Genomic DNA, 17915 nt, shown 5'->3' with positions numbered 1-17915 from the left:
GGTTAGCGAATGGAGGTTAAGGGGCAGGGTTTAGTGGTTAGATTGTTCAGGACCTGAAAATTTTCATTATGTTTGTCTCTTCACATGCAGGCAGAGAATTTTGAAATAAAACTTCCGGTATTCGAAGGCCCCTTCGATTTGTTGCTGTTCTTTATAGAACGGGATGAACTTAATATCCAGGATGTGGAGATTGCCAAAATCACCAACGACTTTTTGGCCTACATACATAAACTCCTTGCCCTAAATGTAGAAGTGGCCAGCGAATTTATTTTAGTGGCTGCAACCTTGATGCGTATTAAATCTAAAATGCTTTTACCAAGGATTGAGGTTGATGAAGCCGGAAACGAAATCAATTCGGAGCAGGACCTTATTGCCCGGCTGATTGCCTATAAACAGTTTAAATCTGCCGCAGAAGAAATGAAGGTTTATGAAGAGGAACGGTTTAAACAAGATCAACGAGGTAATATTGCATATGATTTAACCCTTGCGGCTGCATCTTCCAGTCACCAGGATGAACTTTTATCATTGGATCTCTATAAACTTTTAACCGTTTACCACCGGACGATGCAGAAGTATGAGCTGCGGAGCGAAGAGGTTAAACACACCGTAGTTCAATATCCTTATACTATTGAGCAGCAAAAACACTTTATTGCCAATCTGCTTGATATTAATAAACAGATCGATTTTGCTTTGGTGCTTAAAAACTCGGAGAATAAAGTGCATTTCGTTTATAATTTCCTGGCTATTTTGGAAATGTTGCAGCAACAAATCGTAGAGATAACCATTGGGAGCGGCTTTAACAACTTTAATGTGAAAGCATTATCTTAAACAGGCCTGAATTAAATTTGAAATCCTTACTTTTGCCAAAAAAATACAAACCTAAATATACAATGACACGCGACAACCAAATTTTTGAACTTATCGATAAAGAATTAAACCGCCAAGAGCATGGTTTAGAGCTTATTGCATCAGAAAACTTTGTAAGCAAGCAGGTAATGGAAGCTGCCGGATCGGTACTAACCAATAAATATGCTGAAGGCTTACCGGGAAAACGTTACTATGGCGGTTGCCAGGTAGTGGATGTAGTAGAGCAGATTGCTATTGATAGGGCAAAAGAGTTGTTCGGTGCAGCATGGGTAAACGTTCAGCCACACTCTGGCGCACAGGCTAACGCGGCTGTAATGTTAGCTGTTTTGCAACCAGGTGATAAAATATTAGGATTTGACCTTTCACACGGCGGCCACTTAACGCATGGTTCTCCAGTAAACTTTTCTGGTAAATTATACCAACCTTTATTTTATGGGGTAGAAAAAGAAACCGGATTAATTGACTATAAAAAATTAGAAGAGGTTGCTTTAGCCGAAAAACCTAAATTAATTATCTGCGGTGCATCTGCTTATTCCCGCGAGTGGGATTACGCTTTTATCCGTGCAGTAGCTGATAAAATCGGTGCTTTGGTTTTAGCTGATATTTCTCACCCTGCAGGTTTAATCGCAAAAGGATTGTTGGCCAACCCACTTCCGCATTGCCATATTGTAACCACTACCACCCACAAAACTTTACGTGGCCCACGTGGGGGTATGATTATGATGGGACAGGATTTCGAAAATCCATGGGGATTGAAAACGCCTAAAGGCGAAACCCGTTTAATGAGTAACCTGCTTGATATGGCAGTTTTCCCTGGTACGCAAGGCGGCCCATTAGAACATATTATTGCAGCTAAAGCCATTGCTTTTGGCGAAGCTTTAAGCGAGGAGTACGGAACATACATTAAACAAGTTGCAGCTAATGCACAGGCAATGGCCAAAGCATTTGTAGCTAAAGGATATGGCATTATTTCTGGTGGTACAGATAACCACCTGATGCTGATTGATCTTCGGAATAAAAATATTACAGGTAAAGTGGCTGAAAATGCTTTAGAGAAAGCAGAAATTACAGTGAACAAGAATATGGTTCCTTTCGATGATAAATCGCCATTTGTAACTTCGGGTATCCGCGTAGGTACTGCAGCAATTACGACACGCGGTTTAAAAGAAACTGAAATGGAGAAGATTGTAGACTTAATCGATCAGGTTTTAACTAATCCGGAAGATGAAGCTAACCTAAATAGTGTAAAAGCTGAAGTGATTAAACTGGTAAGCGCTTTCCCACTTTATAAATAAAATTATACACCAACCCTGTTGGGGGTGCAATAGAATGAGCAGTTACATTAATTTGTAGCTGCTTTTTTTGTGAAGTAAGTTTTTTGCCTTAATGCTGTAAAACAAACGTTTGTTTTATATATTTGACCAATAAAATGATGTAACTTATGTGTGGAATAGTAGGCTATATTGGCTACAGAGAAGCCTGGCCAATTGTATTAAAAGGTCTTAAAAGATTGGAGTACCGCGGGTATGACAGTGCTGGTATTGCGGTAATGAATAATAGTGGTCAGCACATCTACAAAAAGGCCGGAAAAGTAGCTGTTTTAGAAGAATACGCCGAAGACAAAGATAGGTCTGGTACAATTGGTATGGGGCATACCCGATGGGCAACTCATGGCGTACCTTCCGATCGAAATTCTCATCCACACACCTCGAATAATGGTAAGTTATCTATTATACACAATGGAATTATAGAAAATTACGCCACCTTAAAGGAAGAATTAACCAGTCGTGGCCACGAGTTTAAAAGCGATACCGATACAGAGGTATTAATTCACCTGATTGAGGAAATCCAGGAAATTGAAAATATTGATCTTTTAGAAGCAGTTCGTCTGGCTTTGCAGGAGGTAAACGGGGCCTACGCCATCGTGATCATGGATAAAGAACACCCTGATCGCTTAATTGCTGCAAGGAAAGGGAGTCCGATGGTAATTGGCGTTGGCGTAGGGGAATATTTTATCGCTTCTGATGCTACACCCATTATAGAATATACTAAAAATGTAATTTATCTCAAGGATGGTGAAATCGCCCTGATTACCAAAAATGATCTTTTGGTTAAGCAATTGGATAACATCGTTCAAACCCCTTTAATTCAAGAGTTACAGCTAAAGCTAGAGATGTTGGAGAAAGGTGGCTTTGATCACTTTATGTTGAAAGAGATTTATGAGCAGCCACGTTCGATTAAGGATTGTATGCGTGGGCGTATTTATCCTGAACAGGGGAAAGTTCAGCTTGGCGGTATAAAGGAATTTGCAGAGAAATTAAAAAATATAGACCGGATCATTATTGTGGCCTGCGGAACATCGTGGCATGCAGGTTTGGTTGGCGAATACCTGATTGAAGAATATGCCCGTATTCCTGTTGAAGTGGAGTATGCTTCAGAATTCAGGTACAGAAATCCGATTATTACTGAAAAAGATGTGGTAATTGCCATTTCGCAGTCTGGGGAAACGGCTGATACCATGGCGGCTATAGAAATGGCTAAAGAACGTGGTGCAACTATTTTTGGAATTTGCAATGTGGCCGGTGCCTCTATCCCACGTTTAACTCACGCTGGCGTTTATACCCATGCCGGACCAGAAATCGGTGTAGCCTCAACAAAAGCATTTACCGCACAGGTAACGGTTTTAACCTTGATGGCCTTTTATATGGCGCAACAAAAAGGAACCATTACCACTTCAAAATTGATTGAGCTTTTAACCGAACTGGATCATATCCCTGAAAAAATCCAGGTTGCTTTAGAATCGAACGATTTGATCAAAGAAGTGGCAGAAAAGATCAAAGATTCTACTAACTGCTTGTTTTTAGGTAGAGGTAGTGGTTTTCCTGTGGCCTTAGAAGGTGCCTTAAAGCTTAAAGAAATTTCTTATATCCATGCAGAAGGTTATCCTGCAGCAGAAATGAAACATGGGCCTATTGCTTTAATTGATGAAGAAATGCCAGTGGTTTTTATTGCTACTCAAAATTCATCGTACGAGAAAGTGATTAGTAACATACAGGAAGTAAAAGCCAGAAAAGGAAAGGTAATTGCCATTGTAACCGAAGGGGATACTGAGGTTAAGAAAATGGCCGATTACTGTATAGAAATTCCCGATGCCAATGAAGCCTTTTTGCCACTTATAGCAACCATCCCGCTTCAGTTATTGTCGTATCATATTGCAGTAATGCGTGGGTGTAACGTAGACCAGCCTAGAAACCTGGCTAAATCGGTAACAGTAGAATAATTTACAACAAACAAATAGATAGAGCAGTTGCATTAATTTGTAGCTGCTTTTTTTGTTATAGGAGTATTTAAATACTGACTTTGTTAACTAAGCCCGATTGAACGGATGCCGTTTTGACCTATATTTTTAATTATCGATAAATTAAAACGGCAGGAGGAAAAGCGGGGCTGCAGGCTGCCATTAGCACCAACGCTAACTTTCAAAAAAATAAATATTGTTGGTGATAGAGGCAATAGGCGATAATGGCCTAAAAGAATCGAGTGGCAATCTTATAATCTTGCTAAAAAGTAAAGGGCCGATATTCTTAGAAGAAATATCGACCCTTACCATCTAAATTAACGCTCTCGAATATATAAACGATATTTTTTGCTAAATTGTTTTAGGGAAATAAAAAAAAGTTGTTATTTCTCGTAACTGCCTAAGGTTGAGGGAGAAATTCTTGTGTTGCCTTTTATATCTTTGTTAAGATAACCCGTAAAATAAGGATCGTTGCTTAAATCGGCACCTTTCTTTCTGGCCGGACTGCTCGCCGAGAGCTCAAAATTTTCCATTTCCTTGTCGATGAAGGATGGATCAATATTCAAAATATTGCCGTAACCGTTATAAGTACTGTTGGTAGATCGGATTAAATTACTCCATAAATTGAGTTGCACTATTGCAGCAGTTTTCTTTTGGATATCCAGTTCGTTGGTTAAACTGCCCCAAATGATATTATTGGTTAAATCTATCTGCAGTTTATTATAAGCATCTGTAGATAAATAATCTGAAAAGCTAAGTGAAGCAGTTTTACGTGGAAAATTTAAGTTATATCCCGCAAAGGTATTCTGTTTCAAGTTGTAATTACCCCCTCCTACTGCATATATTAAGTAATTCCCACAGTTATACATCATATTATTAAATGCAAGCAGCTCTGAGTGGTAGCCAATATATGCCGCTACCTGCATGTTTTTAATAATGCTATTGCTTAAAATTAATTTAGGGTTGTTGTTAATGGATAAAGAATCAGAGGTAATGCCAACAGATGCATTTTTAATGATCGCATTTTTAATCAGCCCATATCCGGTGCGTTTTAGAAAAATCCCTTTCCATTGTCCAGGTTCATCACTATATATTTTTTCCAGTCTATCACTACAAAATAGTACAGGCTCAGTAAGGGTGCCATTAACCATCAGGTTTCCTTCTATATTTAAATTGGCATCCTTATGGAAATAAATTTTGGTCCCAGGCTGGATAGTCAATGAAGCCCAACCCTTAACGGTTAACGATCCATTAATAATATAGGGCAAAGCTTTTGTCCAGGTCGTATTTGTATTAATTGTAGATTCATTAACAAATACAGCGTTCTGCCCGTAAGCTAAAAGCTGAATCACCTGTTTATTCCCGTTTGTATTTAATATGATAGAATCCTGAACCAGAAAGGGTAGGCTGGTTGAATTTGGATTGATCGAAACTTTAACGAAAAGATTTATAGAATCCTGGCCGTTTATGATGAGGTCATTTTTGTTCTGCGTTTGCTCGCCGTTAATATTAATACTAAAAGCCGAAGCGCTGCCACCTGATAATCTGATTTCGGAAACTTTTACTGCATCATTATTTTTGTTGGCAATCTTTATTCTTTTAGTTATTGAGCCTACGGAAGTAAAAATCGTATCAAATAATATCTCTTTATTAGAAATGTTTAGCTTAGCATTTGGATCTGTGGTGATGCGTTCCCCTTTCCGACAAGCCGCGAGGAATAAGATTAAAAGCACTAAGCCAATATTTAAACGCATAAATCAAACTTAGAAAAATGTTTGGCTACTTACAATAGCAATAAACCATATAATCGTCGTTATTCTGCAAAGGCAAGCGCTGCAATGCTTACTTTTGCTGCCCCAGTAGCTAAGAGTGCATTGGCACAGGCTTCAAGCGTTGCCCCAGTGGTAATTACATCGTCAACCAGTAAAATATGTTTGCCGATGATATCTTCAGGAGAATTTACCTGAAAAACGTCTTTCATATTTTCATAACGATTATACCTGCTTTTTTTAGTTTGGCTTTCGGTAGCAGTATTCCGGATAAGATGATTTTCATTGATATCGATTCCCATCTGCGCTGCAATCCCATCAGCAATAAAGGTACTTTGGTTATATCCCCTGGTTTTAAATTTTTTGCGATGTAAAGGAACAGGAATAACGATATCGATACCTTGGTAAAGAATTGCAGGTTTTAACCGTTCTCCCAGCATATTACCTAATAGTACACCAACATCGGTTCTGCCGTTATATTTTAAGTTGTGTATTAAGTTTTGAACCTTCGCCCCTTTTCTAAAATATAACATGGCCATGGCAGCATTAAGTGGTAAGCGCCCCCATAATTGCTTGGCAACCCTATTATCTGCATATTGATGATAATCGGTAAAAGGAAGATCGTATAAACATTTTATACAGATCAACTGTTCGTGGCGAAACAAAGAATTGCCACATGCATTGCATAAATTTGGAAATAGCAATCCTAATAAATCGGAAGTCCATTGTTTAACCAGAAGCATCTAACTAATTTATAAAATATTTTTGACTTCCGAAGTTTCAATAAGCATAGGCGTTGGAAAATTTCGGAAGTCTATTCAGGCCACAGGTTATTTCTTACACTATATAATATAGTAGTGCTTTTGTTTTTTAGGAAAATCAGGTTTCGTACTACTATATAGGTTTGTTCCCGCTTTCCATTTCAAGTCCTCGCTGCGCTGCGGGCTTTCCATTGCAATCGGGTTTATGTTGCAGGGGCAGTGCATGGCACACTGTCATGGCGCCCAAAAAAGATAAAAGTAGCCTTTCAGCCCTTAATGCCCTTAACGGCTTAATGGTAAAAAGCGCGGGGTTTACCCCTAAAAACCAACTTTAGACAACTGGGCTGCCTTATTGTTTTACGCTGTTCCTAATTATTTTTGGGTTGTAAACCAAAGACTTACGCTAATCCCTGTGCTATTCGGTAAAAAAGCTTTGTAAGGAAGGATATTTTTTCTACTTTTGCATCCCGCTTCGGAGGAAGGGTTTTGAATGAAAGGATGGCGCAGGAGATAGATAGAGCGGTATTTATTTTAAAATAAATATTGCGGATGAGGAAAAGATTGCTACCTTTGCAGCCCGGTCCGGAAGGAGGGGGGAGCTGGATAAGACCAGCGTATTGAAATAGAGGGAAAGGAAAAAAAAGAAGGCTTAAAAAATAAAATTTATTTTATTTGGAAGTTTGAAAAAGATCCTTACCTTTGCACTCCCAACCGAAAGGGAAGGGGAAAAAATCGGAACGGCGGATGCCGGAAAGATAGAAAAAAAGATTGAAACGGATTGAAACACAGGCAGGACGAACAAGACCGGCCGGAACTGAAACCGAAGATATATAAGCGATCGGCCGTGAGGTTTAGCAGATCGATAAGTTCTTAAAAGAGATGTCAATGTAGCGTAGCGAGGTAATGGAGTACCGATCAAAGTACATGATTACGTAGCTTTATTTTAAAGGTGGTGTCTAACAGACAACATAAAAAAAGAAGACTATTTTTAACAATAGTTAAAACTGGTCAGCATCTTACAACACATTTTACAATGGAGAGTTTGATCCTGGCTCAGGATGAACGCTAGCGGCAGGCCTAATACATGCAAGTCGAACGAGATTGTCCAGCTTGCTGGGCATGAAAGTGGCGCACGGGTGCGTAACGCGTATGCAACCTACCTTTATCAGGGGATAGCCCGGAGAAATCCGGATTAATACCGCATAAAATCACAGCACTGCATAGTGCAATGATCAAACATTTATGGGATAAAGATGGGCATGCGTGTCATTAGCTAGTTGGCGGGGTAACGGCCCACCAAGGCGACGATGACTAGGGGATCTGAGAGGATGGCCCCCCACACTGGTACTGAGACACGGACCAGACTCCTACGGGAGGCAGCAGTAAGGAATATTGGTCAATGGAGGCAACTCTGAACCAGCCATGCCGCGTGCAGGAAGACTGCCCTATGGGTTGTAAACTGCTTTTATCCGGGAATAAACCTTTCTACGTGTAGGAAGCTGAATGTACCGGAAGAATAAGGATCGGCTAACTCCGTGCCAGCAGCCGCGGTAATACGGAGGATCCAAGCGTTATCCGGATTTATTGGGTTTAAAGGGTGCGTAGGCGGCCTGTTAAGTCAGGGGTGAAAGACGGTAGCTCAACTATCGCAGTGCCCTTGATACTGATGGGCTTGAATGGACTAGAGGTAGGCGGAATGAGACAAGTAGCGGTGAAATGCATAGATATGTCTCAGAACACCGATTGCGAAGGCAGCTTACTATGGTCTTATTGACGCTGAGGCACGAAAGCGTGGGGATCAAACAGGATTAGATACCCTGGTAGTCCACGCCCTAAACGATGAACACTCGCTGTTGGCGATACACAGTCAGCGGCTAAGCGAAAGCGTTAAGTGTTCCACCTGGGGAGTACGCCCGCAAGGGTGAAACTCAAAGGAATTGACGGGGGCCCGCACAAGCGGAGGAGCATGTGGTTTAATTCGATGATACGCGAGGAACCTTACCCGGGCTTGAAAGTTAGTGACGGTACTAGAGATAGTACCTTGAGCAATCACACGAAACTAGGTGCTGCATGGCTGTCGTCAGCTCGTGCCGTGAGGTGTTGGGTTAAGTCCCGCAACGAGCGCAACCCCTATGTTTAGTTGCCAGCATGTAATGGTGGGGACTCTAAACAGACTGCCTGTGCAAACAGAGAGGAAGGAGGGGACGACGTCAAGTCATCATGGCCCTTACGTCCGGGGCTACACACGTGCTACAATGGACGGTACAGAGGGCAGCTAGCCGGCAACGGTATGCGAATCTCATAAAGCCGTTCACAGTTCGGATTGGGGTCTGCAACTCGACCCCATGAAGTTGGATTCGCTAGTAATCGCGTATCAGCAATGACGCGGTGAATACGTTCCCGGGCCTTGTACACACCGCCCGTCAAGCCATGGAAGCTGGGGGTACCTAAAGTATGTAACCGCAAGGAGCGTCCTAGGGTAAAACCGGTAACTGGGGCTAAGTCGTAACAAGGTAGCCGTACCGGAAGGTGCGGCTGGAATACCTCCTTTCTGGAGTAGCACCGCCTACTCGCCACGCAACATGATATTTCAAAAAAAAAGAAAAACAAGAAACACCCAGAAGACAACGGTGGGCTACTGTAAGGGTAAGCTTAACGGAACTTGAAATGGGGTAAGCCAAAGGAAGCAGTAGCGGTAAGATACTATATACTGCGAACAGCTGCCTGCCTTAAAACCATAGTCCCGTAGCTCAGCCTGGTTAGAGCACTACACTGATAATGTAGGGGTCTCCAGTTCAAATCTGGACGGGACTACACATTAAGTTGGGAGTTTGGAGAAAATAGTTGGGAGTTAGGTTACTCCAAACTGATAACTGCAAACTCAAGACTAACTTTTGGGGATTAGCTCAGCTGGCTAGAGCGCCTGCCTTGCACGCAGGAGGTCAACGGTTCGACTCCGTTATTCTCCACATTTGAGCATAAAGCTTAAAGACCAAAGCGGAAAGCTTTCAAAAAACACAGAAATTACCGGGATCGGTAATATACATTGACATAAAGATTAAGAAAGAAACGCCATGGGGCACAGATGCACTGAACAGCACATCTGAAACGGTTCGAGACCGCAGTTTTTACTAATAAGGAATAAGCTTAGGCTTAAGGATGGGCACATGACACCCGGACTTTTATACCCTAAGGGTTATACCTTAATAAAGTTCTTTGACATATTGGAAGAAGTTAAAAAAGAAGAGCAAACAACAATAGGCGACTGTTGTGTTTGTGCTCACTTGAAGGAAGAGCAATCAACCAACAAGTATGAGACATCATGACAAGAGCAAAAAAAGCATACCTTGCGGCGCAAAAGGCGCAAGCGTAGAAGAAAGTAAAAAAGAGTACACGGGGGATGCCTTGGCTCTCAGAGGCGATGAAGGACGTGATAAGCTGCGATAAGCTTCGGGTATTTGCAAATAGGAACTGATCCGAAGATTTCCGAATGGGGCAACCCGGCATGTTGAAGACATGTCACATATAATGAGCAAACCTGCCGAACTGAAACATCTAAGTAAGCAGAGGAAGAGAAAATAACAATGATTTCCTGAGTAGTGGCGAGCGAAAGGGAAAGAGCCCAAACCTACCTTGTTACGGCAAAGTGGGGGTTGTAGGACTGCAACGTGGCATTAGCAAACAGAAGTGGAACGGGATGGGAAGCCCGGCGATACATGGTGATAGCCCAGTACACGTATAGAATGCTAGCCTAGCAGTATCCTGAGTACCGCGAGGTCGGAGACGCCTTGTGGGAATCAGCCGGCACCATCCGGTAAGGCTAAATACTCCTGAGAGACCGATAGTGAACCAGTACCGTGAGGGAAAGGTGAAAAGAACCCCGAACAGGGGAGTGAAATAGAACCTGAAACCGTGTACTTACAAGCGGTCGGAGCATCCAAGTGGTGTGACGGCGTGCCTTTTGCATAATGAGCCTACGAGTTACTCTTCTCTGGCAAGGTTAAGTGCTTCAGGCACGGATCCGAAGCGAAAGCGAGTCTGAATAGGGCGTATAGTCAGAGGAGGTAGACGCGAAACCTTGTGATCTACCCATGGACAGGTTGAAGGTGCGGTAACACGTACTGGAGGACCGAACCGATAAACGTTGAAAAGTTTCCGGATGATCTGTGGGTAGGGGTGAAAGGCTAATCAAACTGGGAAATAGCTCGTACTCCCCGAAATGTTTTTAGGAACAGCGTCGGTATTGAGTTATATAGAGGTAGAGCTACTGATTGGGTGCGGGGGAGTCAAATCCTACCAAATCCAGACAAACTCCGAATGCTATATAATATAACCGGCAGTGAGGCGCGGGGTGCTAAGGTCACGCGCCGAGAGGGAAAGAACCCAGACCATCAGCTAAGGTCCCCAAGTTACAGTTAAGTTGAACTAACGAGGTCCGATTGCACAGACAGCTAGGATGTTGGCTTGGAAGCAGCCATTCATTTAAAGAGTGCGTAACAGCTCACTAGTCGAGCGATCGGGCATGGATAATAAACGGGCATAAAATTGTACACCGAAGCTATGGGATTGAAATATATCGGTAGGGGAGCATTCTATATACAGTGAAGGTATCTGGTAATGGGTGCTGGAGTGTATAGAAAAGCAAATGTAGGCATAAGTAACGATAAGGCGGGCGAGAAACCCGCCCACCGAAAGGATAAGGTTTCCTGATCAACGCTAATCGGATCAGGGTCAGTCGGGACCTAAGGAGAACCCGAAGGGGAAATTCGATGGACAACTGGTTAATATTCCAGTACTTTTTATAACTGCGATGTGGGGACGGAGTAGTGACACTGCCGCGATCTGACGGAATAGATCGTTAAAGGCCGTAGGTATATCGATGGTAGGCAAATCCGCCAACGATGCTGAAAGCTGATAGTACGACGAGCCTTCGGGTGAGTTGATAGCGCAGGTAATCAGACTTCCAAGAAAAACCGCTAAGCTTCAGGTTATAAAAACCCGTACCGCAAACCGACACAGGTATCCGGGAAGAGGATTCTAAGGTGCTCGAGTGAATCATGGCTAAGGAACTCGGCAAAATGGCCCTGTAACTTCGGGAGAAGGGGCGCTTGCAGTAATGTAAGCCGCAGTGAAAAGGCCCAGGCGACTGTTTAACAAAAACACATGGCTTTGCAAAATCGAAAGATGAGGTATAAGGCCTGACACCTGCCCGGTGCTGGAAGGTTAAGAGGGGATGTCATCGTAAGAGAAGCATTGAATCGAAGCCCCAGTAAACGGCGGCCGTAACTATAACGGTCCTAAGGTAGCGAAATTCCTTGTCGGGTAAGTTCCGACCTGCACGAATGGTGTAACGATCTGGGCGCTGTCTCAGCCATGAGCTCGGTGAAATTGTGGTCCCGGTGAAGACGCCGGGTACCCGCAACGGGACGGAAAGACCCCATGCACCTTCACTACAATTTAACATTGACATTGGATACAGGATGTGTAGGATAGGTGGGAGGCTTTGAAGCGGCGTCGCTAGGCGTCGTGGAGCCAACGTTGAAATACCACCCTTTCTGTATTCGGTGTCTAATCCCGCCAAGCGGGAGACATTGTTTGATGGGTAGTTTGACTGGGGTGGTCGCCTCCAAAAAGGTAACGGAGGCTTTCAAAGGTAAGCTCAGTACGCTTGGTAACCGTACGCGGAGTGCAATAGCATAAGCTTGCTTGACTGTGAGACATACAGGTCGATCAGGGTCGAAAGACGGATATAGTGATCCGGTGGTTCTGCATGGAAGGGCCATCGCTCAAAGGATAAAAGGTACGCTGGGGATAACAGGCTGATCTCCCCCAAGAGCTCATATCGACGGGGAGGTTTGGCACCTCGATGTCGGCTCGTCACATCCTGGGGCTGGAGAAGGTCCCAAGGGTTCGGCTGTTCGCCGATTAAAGTGGCACGCGAGCTGGGTTCAGAACGTCGCGAGACAGTTCGGTCCCTATCTGTTGTGGGCGTAGGAATTTTGAGTGGGGCTGACCTTAGTACGAGAGGACCGGGTTGGACCAGCCTCTAGTGAATCTGTTGTTCCGCCAGGGGCATTGCAGAGTAGCTACGCTGGGAATAGATAAGCGCTGAAAGCATCTAAGTGCGAAACTAGCCACGAGATGAGAATTCCATATAGGACCGTAGCAGACTACTACGTTGATAGGCTACAGATGTAAAGCTGGTGACAGCACAGTCGAGTAGTACTAATCATCCGAAGCTTTCAAAGCTAAACAGACTGTTGTTTGTTCTTCAAAACTTAACTTCTTTCAATAATATGTCATTTAAGCGGAAAGCTAAAAGACTAAAGACTAAAGCGTGATAGAAACAGCTTTAAGCTTTGAGCTTTATCCTTTCAGCTCAAATAAAAATATTTAGGTGCCTATATCGGTGGTGTCCACCTCTTCCCATTCCGAACAGAGAAGTTAAGCCCACCAGAGCCGATGGTACTGCGGTAACACGTGGGAGAGTAGGTCGGTGCCAAATCTTAAAAGAAACCCTTCAGCAGAAATGCGGAAGGGTTTTCTTTGTTTAAGGCCTTTCTGTAGCCGCACCTGTCCCCGTTTCAGCATTGAGCAGCGGAGATAAGTCAAGGAATTGTTCCCGCAGGTTACACTGATCTCCGCAGAACCTTGATCCATCTTCCCTTTACACTTCCGCCCTGGGTACTATAGCCCTGATGGGAGTGGGCACGGAGCCGATCCTTCATTGGCGGAGTAGAACGGACAGCAGGACGGGACCCAAACTAAAGGCTACTGCCACTGCGCTTCAAAAACTCCTGTTATTTCTACCATTAAGGGATGAAGAAAAGTCAGAGGGGCTTGTTCCTGCATGTAACACTGATCTCCGCAGAACCTTGATCCATCTTCCCTTTACACTTCCGCCCTAAGTGCTATAGCCCTGATGGGAGTGGGCACGGAGCCGATCCTTCATTGGCGGAGTAGAACGGACAGCAGGACGGGACCCAAACTAAAGTCTACTGCCACTGCGCTCCTAAAAAAGATTGGAGACTATACTTAAGTGAAAAGAAGATTTAAATGATGGGACTAAGAATTTGCTTCTTCTTTAACCGCTAATTGCCCACAGGCCGCATCAATATCTTTACCACGGCTACGGCGGATATTGGTATTGATTCCCTGGCTTTTTAGATAATTGGAAAAAGCGTCTATCTTATCTCCTTCTGCATTGGTGAAATCTGCGAAAGAAATGGGGTTATATTCAATCAGGTTTACCTTACAAGGAATATGTTTACAGAATTTAGCTAAATCCATAGCATCAGAAATTTCATCGTTAAAATGATTAAAAACGATATACTCGTAAGTTACCGGGTTTTTGGTTTTAGCAAAATAGTATTTAAGCGCATCTGCCAATGCTTTTAGGGAATTGGCCTCATTAATGGGCATGATCTCATTGCGCTTTTTATCATCAGCAGCATGAAGCGAAAGTGCCAGATTAAATTTTGCACCATCATCACCTAATTTCTTGATCATTTTAGCAATGCCAGCAGTAGAAACTGTAATGCGCTTATAGCTCATATTTAAACCGTCTGGAGCAGTGATACGCTCAATAGACTTCAATACATTCGCATAGTTTAAAAGCGGCTCTCCCATGCCCATATATACAATATTGGTAAGGGGATTGTTATAGTTCTGCTTCGCTTGTTTATCTATTAATACGACCTGATCATAAATCTCATCAGCATTTAAATTACGCTTGCGGTCCATGTAACCCGTTGCACAGAATTTACAGGTTAAACTGCAGCCTACCTGTGAACTCACACAAGCTGTCATACGATCCTCTAAAGGGATTAAAACCCCCTCTACAATATTACCGTCTGCTAACCTAAAAGTATTTTTAATGGTATGGTCGTTACTGAACTGTGAATTGTTAACCTGAACCGCATTAATGGTAAAAGTTTCATCCAATACCTTACGAAGATCTTTAGAAAGATTACTCATCTGCTCGAAACTCGTAGCCGATTTCTCCCAAAGCCATTGGTAAATCTGCTTAGCCCTAAATGCGGGCTGTTGCATTGCTACAAGGTGCTGCTGCAATTGAGGTAGATCCAATGCACGGATATCGGTTTTTTTTGCTGTTACCATTTGTTGCAAAGGTACTTAAAAAAGGTGTAAGGCAGAAAGGTAGAGAGTTGAGGGTGCCTGTAAGATGCCAAATTTTACAATTAGTTGGCTTATCTTCCTCTGCCTCTTGAGTTTGACTTGCTGATAGCCTTACCTTTGGCAGGTCTGGAATTTCTGTTTCCGGTGTTACTTTTACCGGTAGGTTTTGAGCCTGCGTGACCAACCTGTTTTTTGCCCGAAGATTTTTGGCCTGATGATTTCGCTTTAAATGATTTTTTTGGTTGTTCTTCCCTAAGTTCAGGGATTTCTTCCCAGGCATTTGCTTTTTTCTTAGTAGTGCTTTTGGGCTTTGATTTAGCTTCAGAAGATGAATTTTCAACACTTTTGGTGATGCTTTTCATCTCATCTTCGGTAAGTTCTCTAAACTCTCCAGTCGGAATACCCTTTAAATTGATATTCATGATACGTGTACGCTCTAGTTTAGTCACTTCGTAACCAAAATGCTCACACATTCTACGGATCTGTCTATTTAACCCCTGAATTAAGATAATATTGAATACAAATGTGCTGATTTGGCGTACCTTACATTTACGTGTATTTACGCCCAAGATAGGAACACCATTACTCATTTCGAAAATAAAATCTTCGGTAATAGGTTTATTAACCGTAACTACGTATTCCTTTTCGTGCTTATTCCCTGCCCTTAAAATTTTGTTCACGATATCACCATTGTTAGTCAGGAAGATCAGACCTGACGAATCTTTGTCCAATCTGCCAATGGGAAATATTCTTTCACTATGGTTTACGTAATCAACAATATTATCGCGTACGCTGCCTTCAGTCGTACTGGTAATACCAACAGGCTTGTTAAATGCTAATAGGATGAAATTACTTTCTTCTTTAGGTTCGATATTATGGCCGTTAACCATCACTTTATCTCCTGCAAAAACCTGATCGCCTACTTTAGCCCTTTTTCCATTGATAAAAACTGTACCTTTTTCGATATAACGATCTGCTTCGCGGCGTGAACATAATCCACTTTCGCTGATGAATTTATTTAAACGGGTTGCAGAGTTATTGTTCATGCTGCAATTTTACGGAAATAAATTGTGTTATCCATTCTCCATATTGGCAACAAATGAATGAACGACACTTTTAAGCGTAGCTAAAGTTTCATTTTCGATGATTACTGCTTCGCTAGTAATTTTAGCTTTTGCAAATGAGATGAGTAGGGGCGACACCCTCGCTTCAATTACCGTTAAAATATCGATGATAGATTGATAGGCTTTCTCCCCTTGGGTTGAGGCAACCAGTGCTAAAACTGGCTTCTTAGAAAATGATGCTGAACTTACGGTCCAATCGAGTAGGTTTTTTAAAGAGCCGGGTAAGCCCATAGCATATTCAGGCGTAGAAATAATGATACCATCTGCCTGCCAGATACTTGACCGAAGCGCTTCGATGGCCTTTGGCGGATTTTCCTGATCTAAATCAGGGTTGAAATGTGGAATATCTGCAATGGATGGAAAGCTTGTTACCTCAAAATCTTCACCTAAAAGCCTAGAGGTAGCTGTTATGTACAGTGCATTGGTTGATAGCGCTTTCGTGCTTCCCGAGATTGCCAATATTTTTTTCATTGCTAAAAATAGCAAAGCGAAAATGGAATATCAAGGTGGGCCGGTAATCGCGAGGTCATTTCAAAACGGGCCATCGAAACGCACCAGGTTTCGACAGCCTATTCTGAACTTATTAACAACTAAAAGTTTTGATCATCTGCACTTGGACCATAACTACCCGGGATTGGGATATCGAGTAATCTTAAGTAAACACCTAACTGTGCCCTGTGGTGAGTGGTTTGGCTAAGTGAATGGCGGATGGTTTCGTATTTAGAATAATCGGCCAAAACCTGTTTGCCCATACTTAATACCCAACGGCCATTTAGGTCTTCTTCCGTGGCTTTTTCTAATTCTGCTTTTCCGAGTGCATAATTTTTCTCTAGAATTTTAACCAGATCATCGGCACTTTCTGCAGGTTGTTCTACATAAGGTGCTGTTTCAAAATCCAGTCCATCAGTAGTTAAAGCTAGCGAAACCCAACTCGGCAGATCAGCAATATGAACCGCAAGCGATTTCATTTTCATACTTTTTTCGTGTGGTGCCCAGTCAAATTTATCTGCAGGTACAATGGCCAGGAATTTTTTTGTTGTATTAAATTCTGCTTCCAGCTCTTTCAATAATAATTTAATAATATCCATATTTTTCTGTTTTGTTTTTTCTAAAGTGTTTAAATCCATTAGTAATAAATCGGCTATACTCATGATTTTGATGTTTAGTTACACAAAGAAAATAGCGCCCACTGACAACCCTATGGCAGCGCGAAAAATATTTTTTTTAATAATTTACAGGAAGCAGATGCATGTATTCGCTCAGTGGCATGTGTTGTGTTTTTTTAAAGGGAATACCTAAGTTTTTAAGGCAGATAATCCGGATGAGGTTAAAATCACGGTATTCGTTACGGTAGTGGCACCAGGCAATTAAATGCCAGCTAAAGGCATAGAAAATCAAGCCAATTGGTTCTACTTCTCTTTTGCTCACTTCTTCTTTATTGTTTTTGTAATTGAGCTCAATGAGGTGTTTTTCGGCAATGGCGTGCTGAATAAGTGATAGATATTCGAAATTAAAATTTAACCTTTCCGGAATCTGTAATTTAATATGTTGATTTAAGGTTTCAAGCTTTTCTTTCTGACCTGTTTTTAATACCGCCTTTACTTTAGTTAATGCTGTAGAATAATGGCTACGGATAGAGTTATCGGCAAATCCACTTACTAAACTTTCAACCAATAGCAGTGCATTGGCTTCATCCATATTAAAAGAAACCGGTGGCAGAAAATAACCCTGCACCAGATAATAGCCTTTATGCTGCTCAAAACTTACTGGTATGCCTTGTTCGCCTAAGGCTTTAATGTCTCGGTAAACCGTGCGTATGCTCATATCAAATCTTTCCGCAATTTTTTCTGCGCTAATGTATTTTCTGGATTGAAGCAGGGTCAAAATTCCGAAAAGTCGGTCGATACGGTTCATAGTTTGTTTTTTTAGGCAATTAAAATTAAAGTTTTTTAATCAA

Annotated in this window: 10 protein-coding genes, 2 tRNA genes and 3 rRNA genes; 8 read left to right on the top strand and 7 right to left on the bottom strand. The window is 42.3% G+C overall.

Annotated features, from left to right (window positions below):
- The first annotated feature begins 84 nt into the window (after positions 1 to 84).
- The 3 genes from H9N25_RS18520 to glmS all read left to right on the top strand — a co-directional run bounded on the left by H9N25_RS18520 (position 85) and on the right by glmS (position 4147).
- Positions 85 to 828: a segregation and condensation protein A gene (locus H9N25_RS18520; protein WP_190326822.1), complete on the top strand. Its 744-nt coding sequence runs from the start codon at positions 85 to 87 to the stop codon at positions 826 to 828.
- A gap of 62 nt (positions 829 to 890) precedes the next feature.
- On the top strand, positions 891 to 2162 hold the full coding sequence (gene glyA, locus H9N25_RS18515) for a serine hydroxymethyltransferase (RefSeq protein WP_190326821.1): 1272 nt from the start codon (positions 891 to 893) through the stop codon (positions 2160 to 2162).
- 146 nt (positions 2163 to 2308) lie between these two features.
- Complete coding sequence (gene glmS / locus H9N25_RS18510; protein ID WP_190326820.1) at positions 2309 to 4147, top strand: glutamine--fructose-6-phosphate transaminase (isomerizing); 1839 nt, start codon at positions 2309 to 2311, stop codon at positions 4145 to 4147.
- A 401-nt stretch (positions 4148 to 4548) separates the two neighbouring features.
- Here glmS and H9N25_RS18505 read toward each other — a convergent pair whose 3' ends face one another.
- Both H9N25_RS18505 and H9N25_RS18500 read right to left on the bottom strand, forming a co-directional pair.
- A complete protein-coding gene (locus tag H9N25_RS18505) occupies positions 4549 to 5919 on the bottom strand; it encodes a hypothetical protein (protein ID WP_190326819.1) in 1371 nt (456 codons plus the stop codon).
- A 59-nt stretch (positions 5920 to 5978) separates the two neighbouring features.
- Positions 5979 to 6677, bottom strand: a complete 699-nt coding sequence (locus H9N25_RS18500; RefSeq protein ID WP_190326818.1) for a ComF family protein — start codon at positions 6675 to 6677, stop codon at positions 5979 to 5981.
- Between the two features lie 1048 nt (positions 6678 to 7725).
- Between H9N25_RS18500 and H9N25_RS18495 the strand changes: the two genes are divergently transcribed.
- The 5 genes from H9N25_RS18495 (at position 7726) to rrf (ending at position 13200) form a co-directional block, all read left to right on the top strand.
- Positions 7726 to 9246 (top strand): 16S ribosomal RNA (locus H9N25_RS18495).
- A gap of 188 nt (positions 9247 to 9434) precedes the next feature.
- Positions 9435 to 9509: transfer RNA gene (locus tag H9N25_RS18490), tRNA-Ile, on the top strand.
- Between the two features lie 82 nt (positions 9510 to 9591).
- Positions 9592 to 9664, top strand: a tRNA-Ala gene (locus tag H9N25_RS18485).
- 404 nt (positions 9665 to 10068) lie between these two features.
- Positions 10069 to 12943 (top strand): 23S ribosomal RNA (locus H9N25_RS18480).
- Between the two features lie 145 nt (positions 12944 to 13088).
- Positions 13089 to 13200: ribosomal RNA gene (gene rrf, locus H9N25_RS18475) — 5S ribosomal RNA — on the top strand.
- Together the 16S, 23S and 5S rRNA genes with 2 tRNA genes alongside form the textbook arrangement of a ribosomal RNA operon.
- A gap of 560 nt (positions 13201 to 13760) precedes the next feature.
- Here rrf and rlmN read toward each other — a convergent pair.
- The 5 genes from rlmN to H9N25_RS18450 form a co-directional block, all read right to left on the bottom strand.
- Positions 13761 to 14816: a 23S rRNA (adenine(2503)-C(2))-methyltransferase RlmN gene (rlmN, locus tag H9N25_RS18470; protein WP_167297358.1), complete on the bottom strand. Its 1056-nt coding sequence runs from the start codon at positions 14814 to 14816 to the stop codon at positions 13761 to 13763.
- An 89-nt stretch (positions 14817 to 14905) separates the two neighbouring features.
- Positions 14906 to 15880, bottom strand: a complete 975-nt coding sequence (gene rluF / locus H9N25_RS18465) for a 23S rRNA pseudouridine(2604) synthase RluF (RefSeq protein WP_167297357.1) — start codon at positions 15878 to 15880, stop codon at positions 14906 to 14908.
- 27 nt (positions 15881 to 15907) lie between these two features.
- The gene (locus tag H9N25_RS18460) at positions 15908 to 16429 is read right to left on the bottom strand and encodes an NADPH-dependent FMN reductase (RefSeq protein WP_190326817.1); all 522 of its coding nucleotides are present in this window, start codon (positions 16427 to 16429) and stop codon (positions 15908 to 15910) included.
- 119 nt (positions 16430 to 16548) lie between these two features.
- A complete protein-coding gene (locus H9N25_RS18455) occupies positions 16549 to 17109 on the bottom strand; it encodes a DinB family protein (protein WP_223833434.1) in 561 nt (186 codons plus the stop codon).
- Positions 17110 to 17182: 73 nt separating this feature from the next.
- A complete protein-coding gene (locus H9N25_RS18450; RefSeq protein WP_190326816.1) occupies positions 17183 to 17872 on the bottom strand; it encodes a helix-turn-helix transcriptional regulator in 690 nt (229 codons plus the stop codon).
- Positions 17873 to 17915 lie beyond the last annotated feature (43 nt).

The organism is Pedobacter riviphilus (genome assembly GCF_014692875.1).
Taxonomy (GTDB): Bacteria; Bacteroidota; Bacteroidia; order Sphingobacteriales; family Sphingobacteriaceae; genus Pedobacter; species Pedobacter riviphilus.
Note: the sequence above shows the minus strand (reverse complement) of the source record. Positions and strands in the feature narration are given on the sequence as shown.

Excerpts from the sequence above, each read along its gene's own strand:
- H9N25_RS18520 (WP_190326822.1), top strand. The coding sequence starts at position 85 with ATGCAGGCAGAGAATTTTGAAATAAAACTTCCGGTATTCGAAGGCCCC.
- glyA (WP_190326821.1), top strand. The coding sequence starts at position 891 with ATGACACGCGACAACCAAATTTTTGAACTTATCGATAAAGAATTAAAC.
- glmS (WP_190326820.1), top strand. The coding sequence starts at position 2,309 with ATGTGTGGAATAGTAGGCTATATTGGCTACAGAGAAGCCTGGCCAATT.
- H9N25_RS18505 (WP_190326819.1), bottom strand. The coding sequence starts at position 5,919 with ATGCGTTTAAATATTGGCTTAGTGCTTTTAATCTTATTCCTCGCGGCT.
- H9N25_RS18500 (WP_190326818.1), bottom strand. The coding sequence starts at position 6,677 with ATGCTTCTGGTTAAACAATGGACTTCCGATTTATTAGGATTGCTATTT.
- rlmN (WP_167297358.1), bottom strand. The coding sequence starts at position 14,816 with ATGGTAACAGCAAAAAAAACCGATATCCGTGCATTGGATCTACCTCAA.
- rluF (WP_167297357.1), bottom strand. The coding sequence starts at position 15,880 with ATGAACAATAACTCTGCAACCCGTTTAAATAAATTCATCAGCGAAAGT.
- H9N25_RS18460 (WP_190326817.1), bottom strand. The coding sequence starts at position 16,429 with ATGAAAAAAATATTGGCAATCTCGGGAAGCACGAAAGCGCTATCAACC.
- H9N25_RS18455 (WP_223833434.1), bottom strand. The coding sequence starts at position 17,109 with ATGAGTATAGCCGATTTATTACTAATGGATTTAAACACTTTAGAAAAA.
- H9N25_RS18450 (WP_190326816.1), bottom strand. The coding sequence starts at position 17,872 with ATGAACCGTATCGACCGACTTTTCGGAATTTTGACCCTGCTTCAATCC.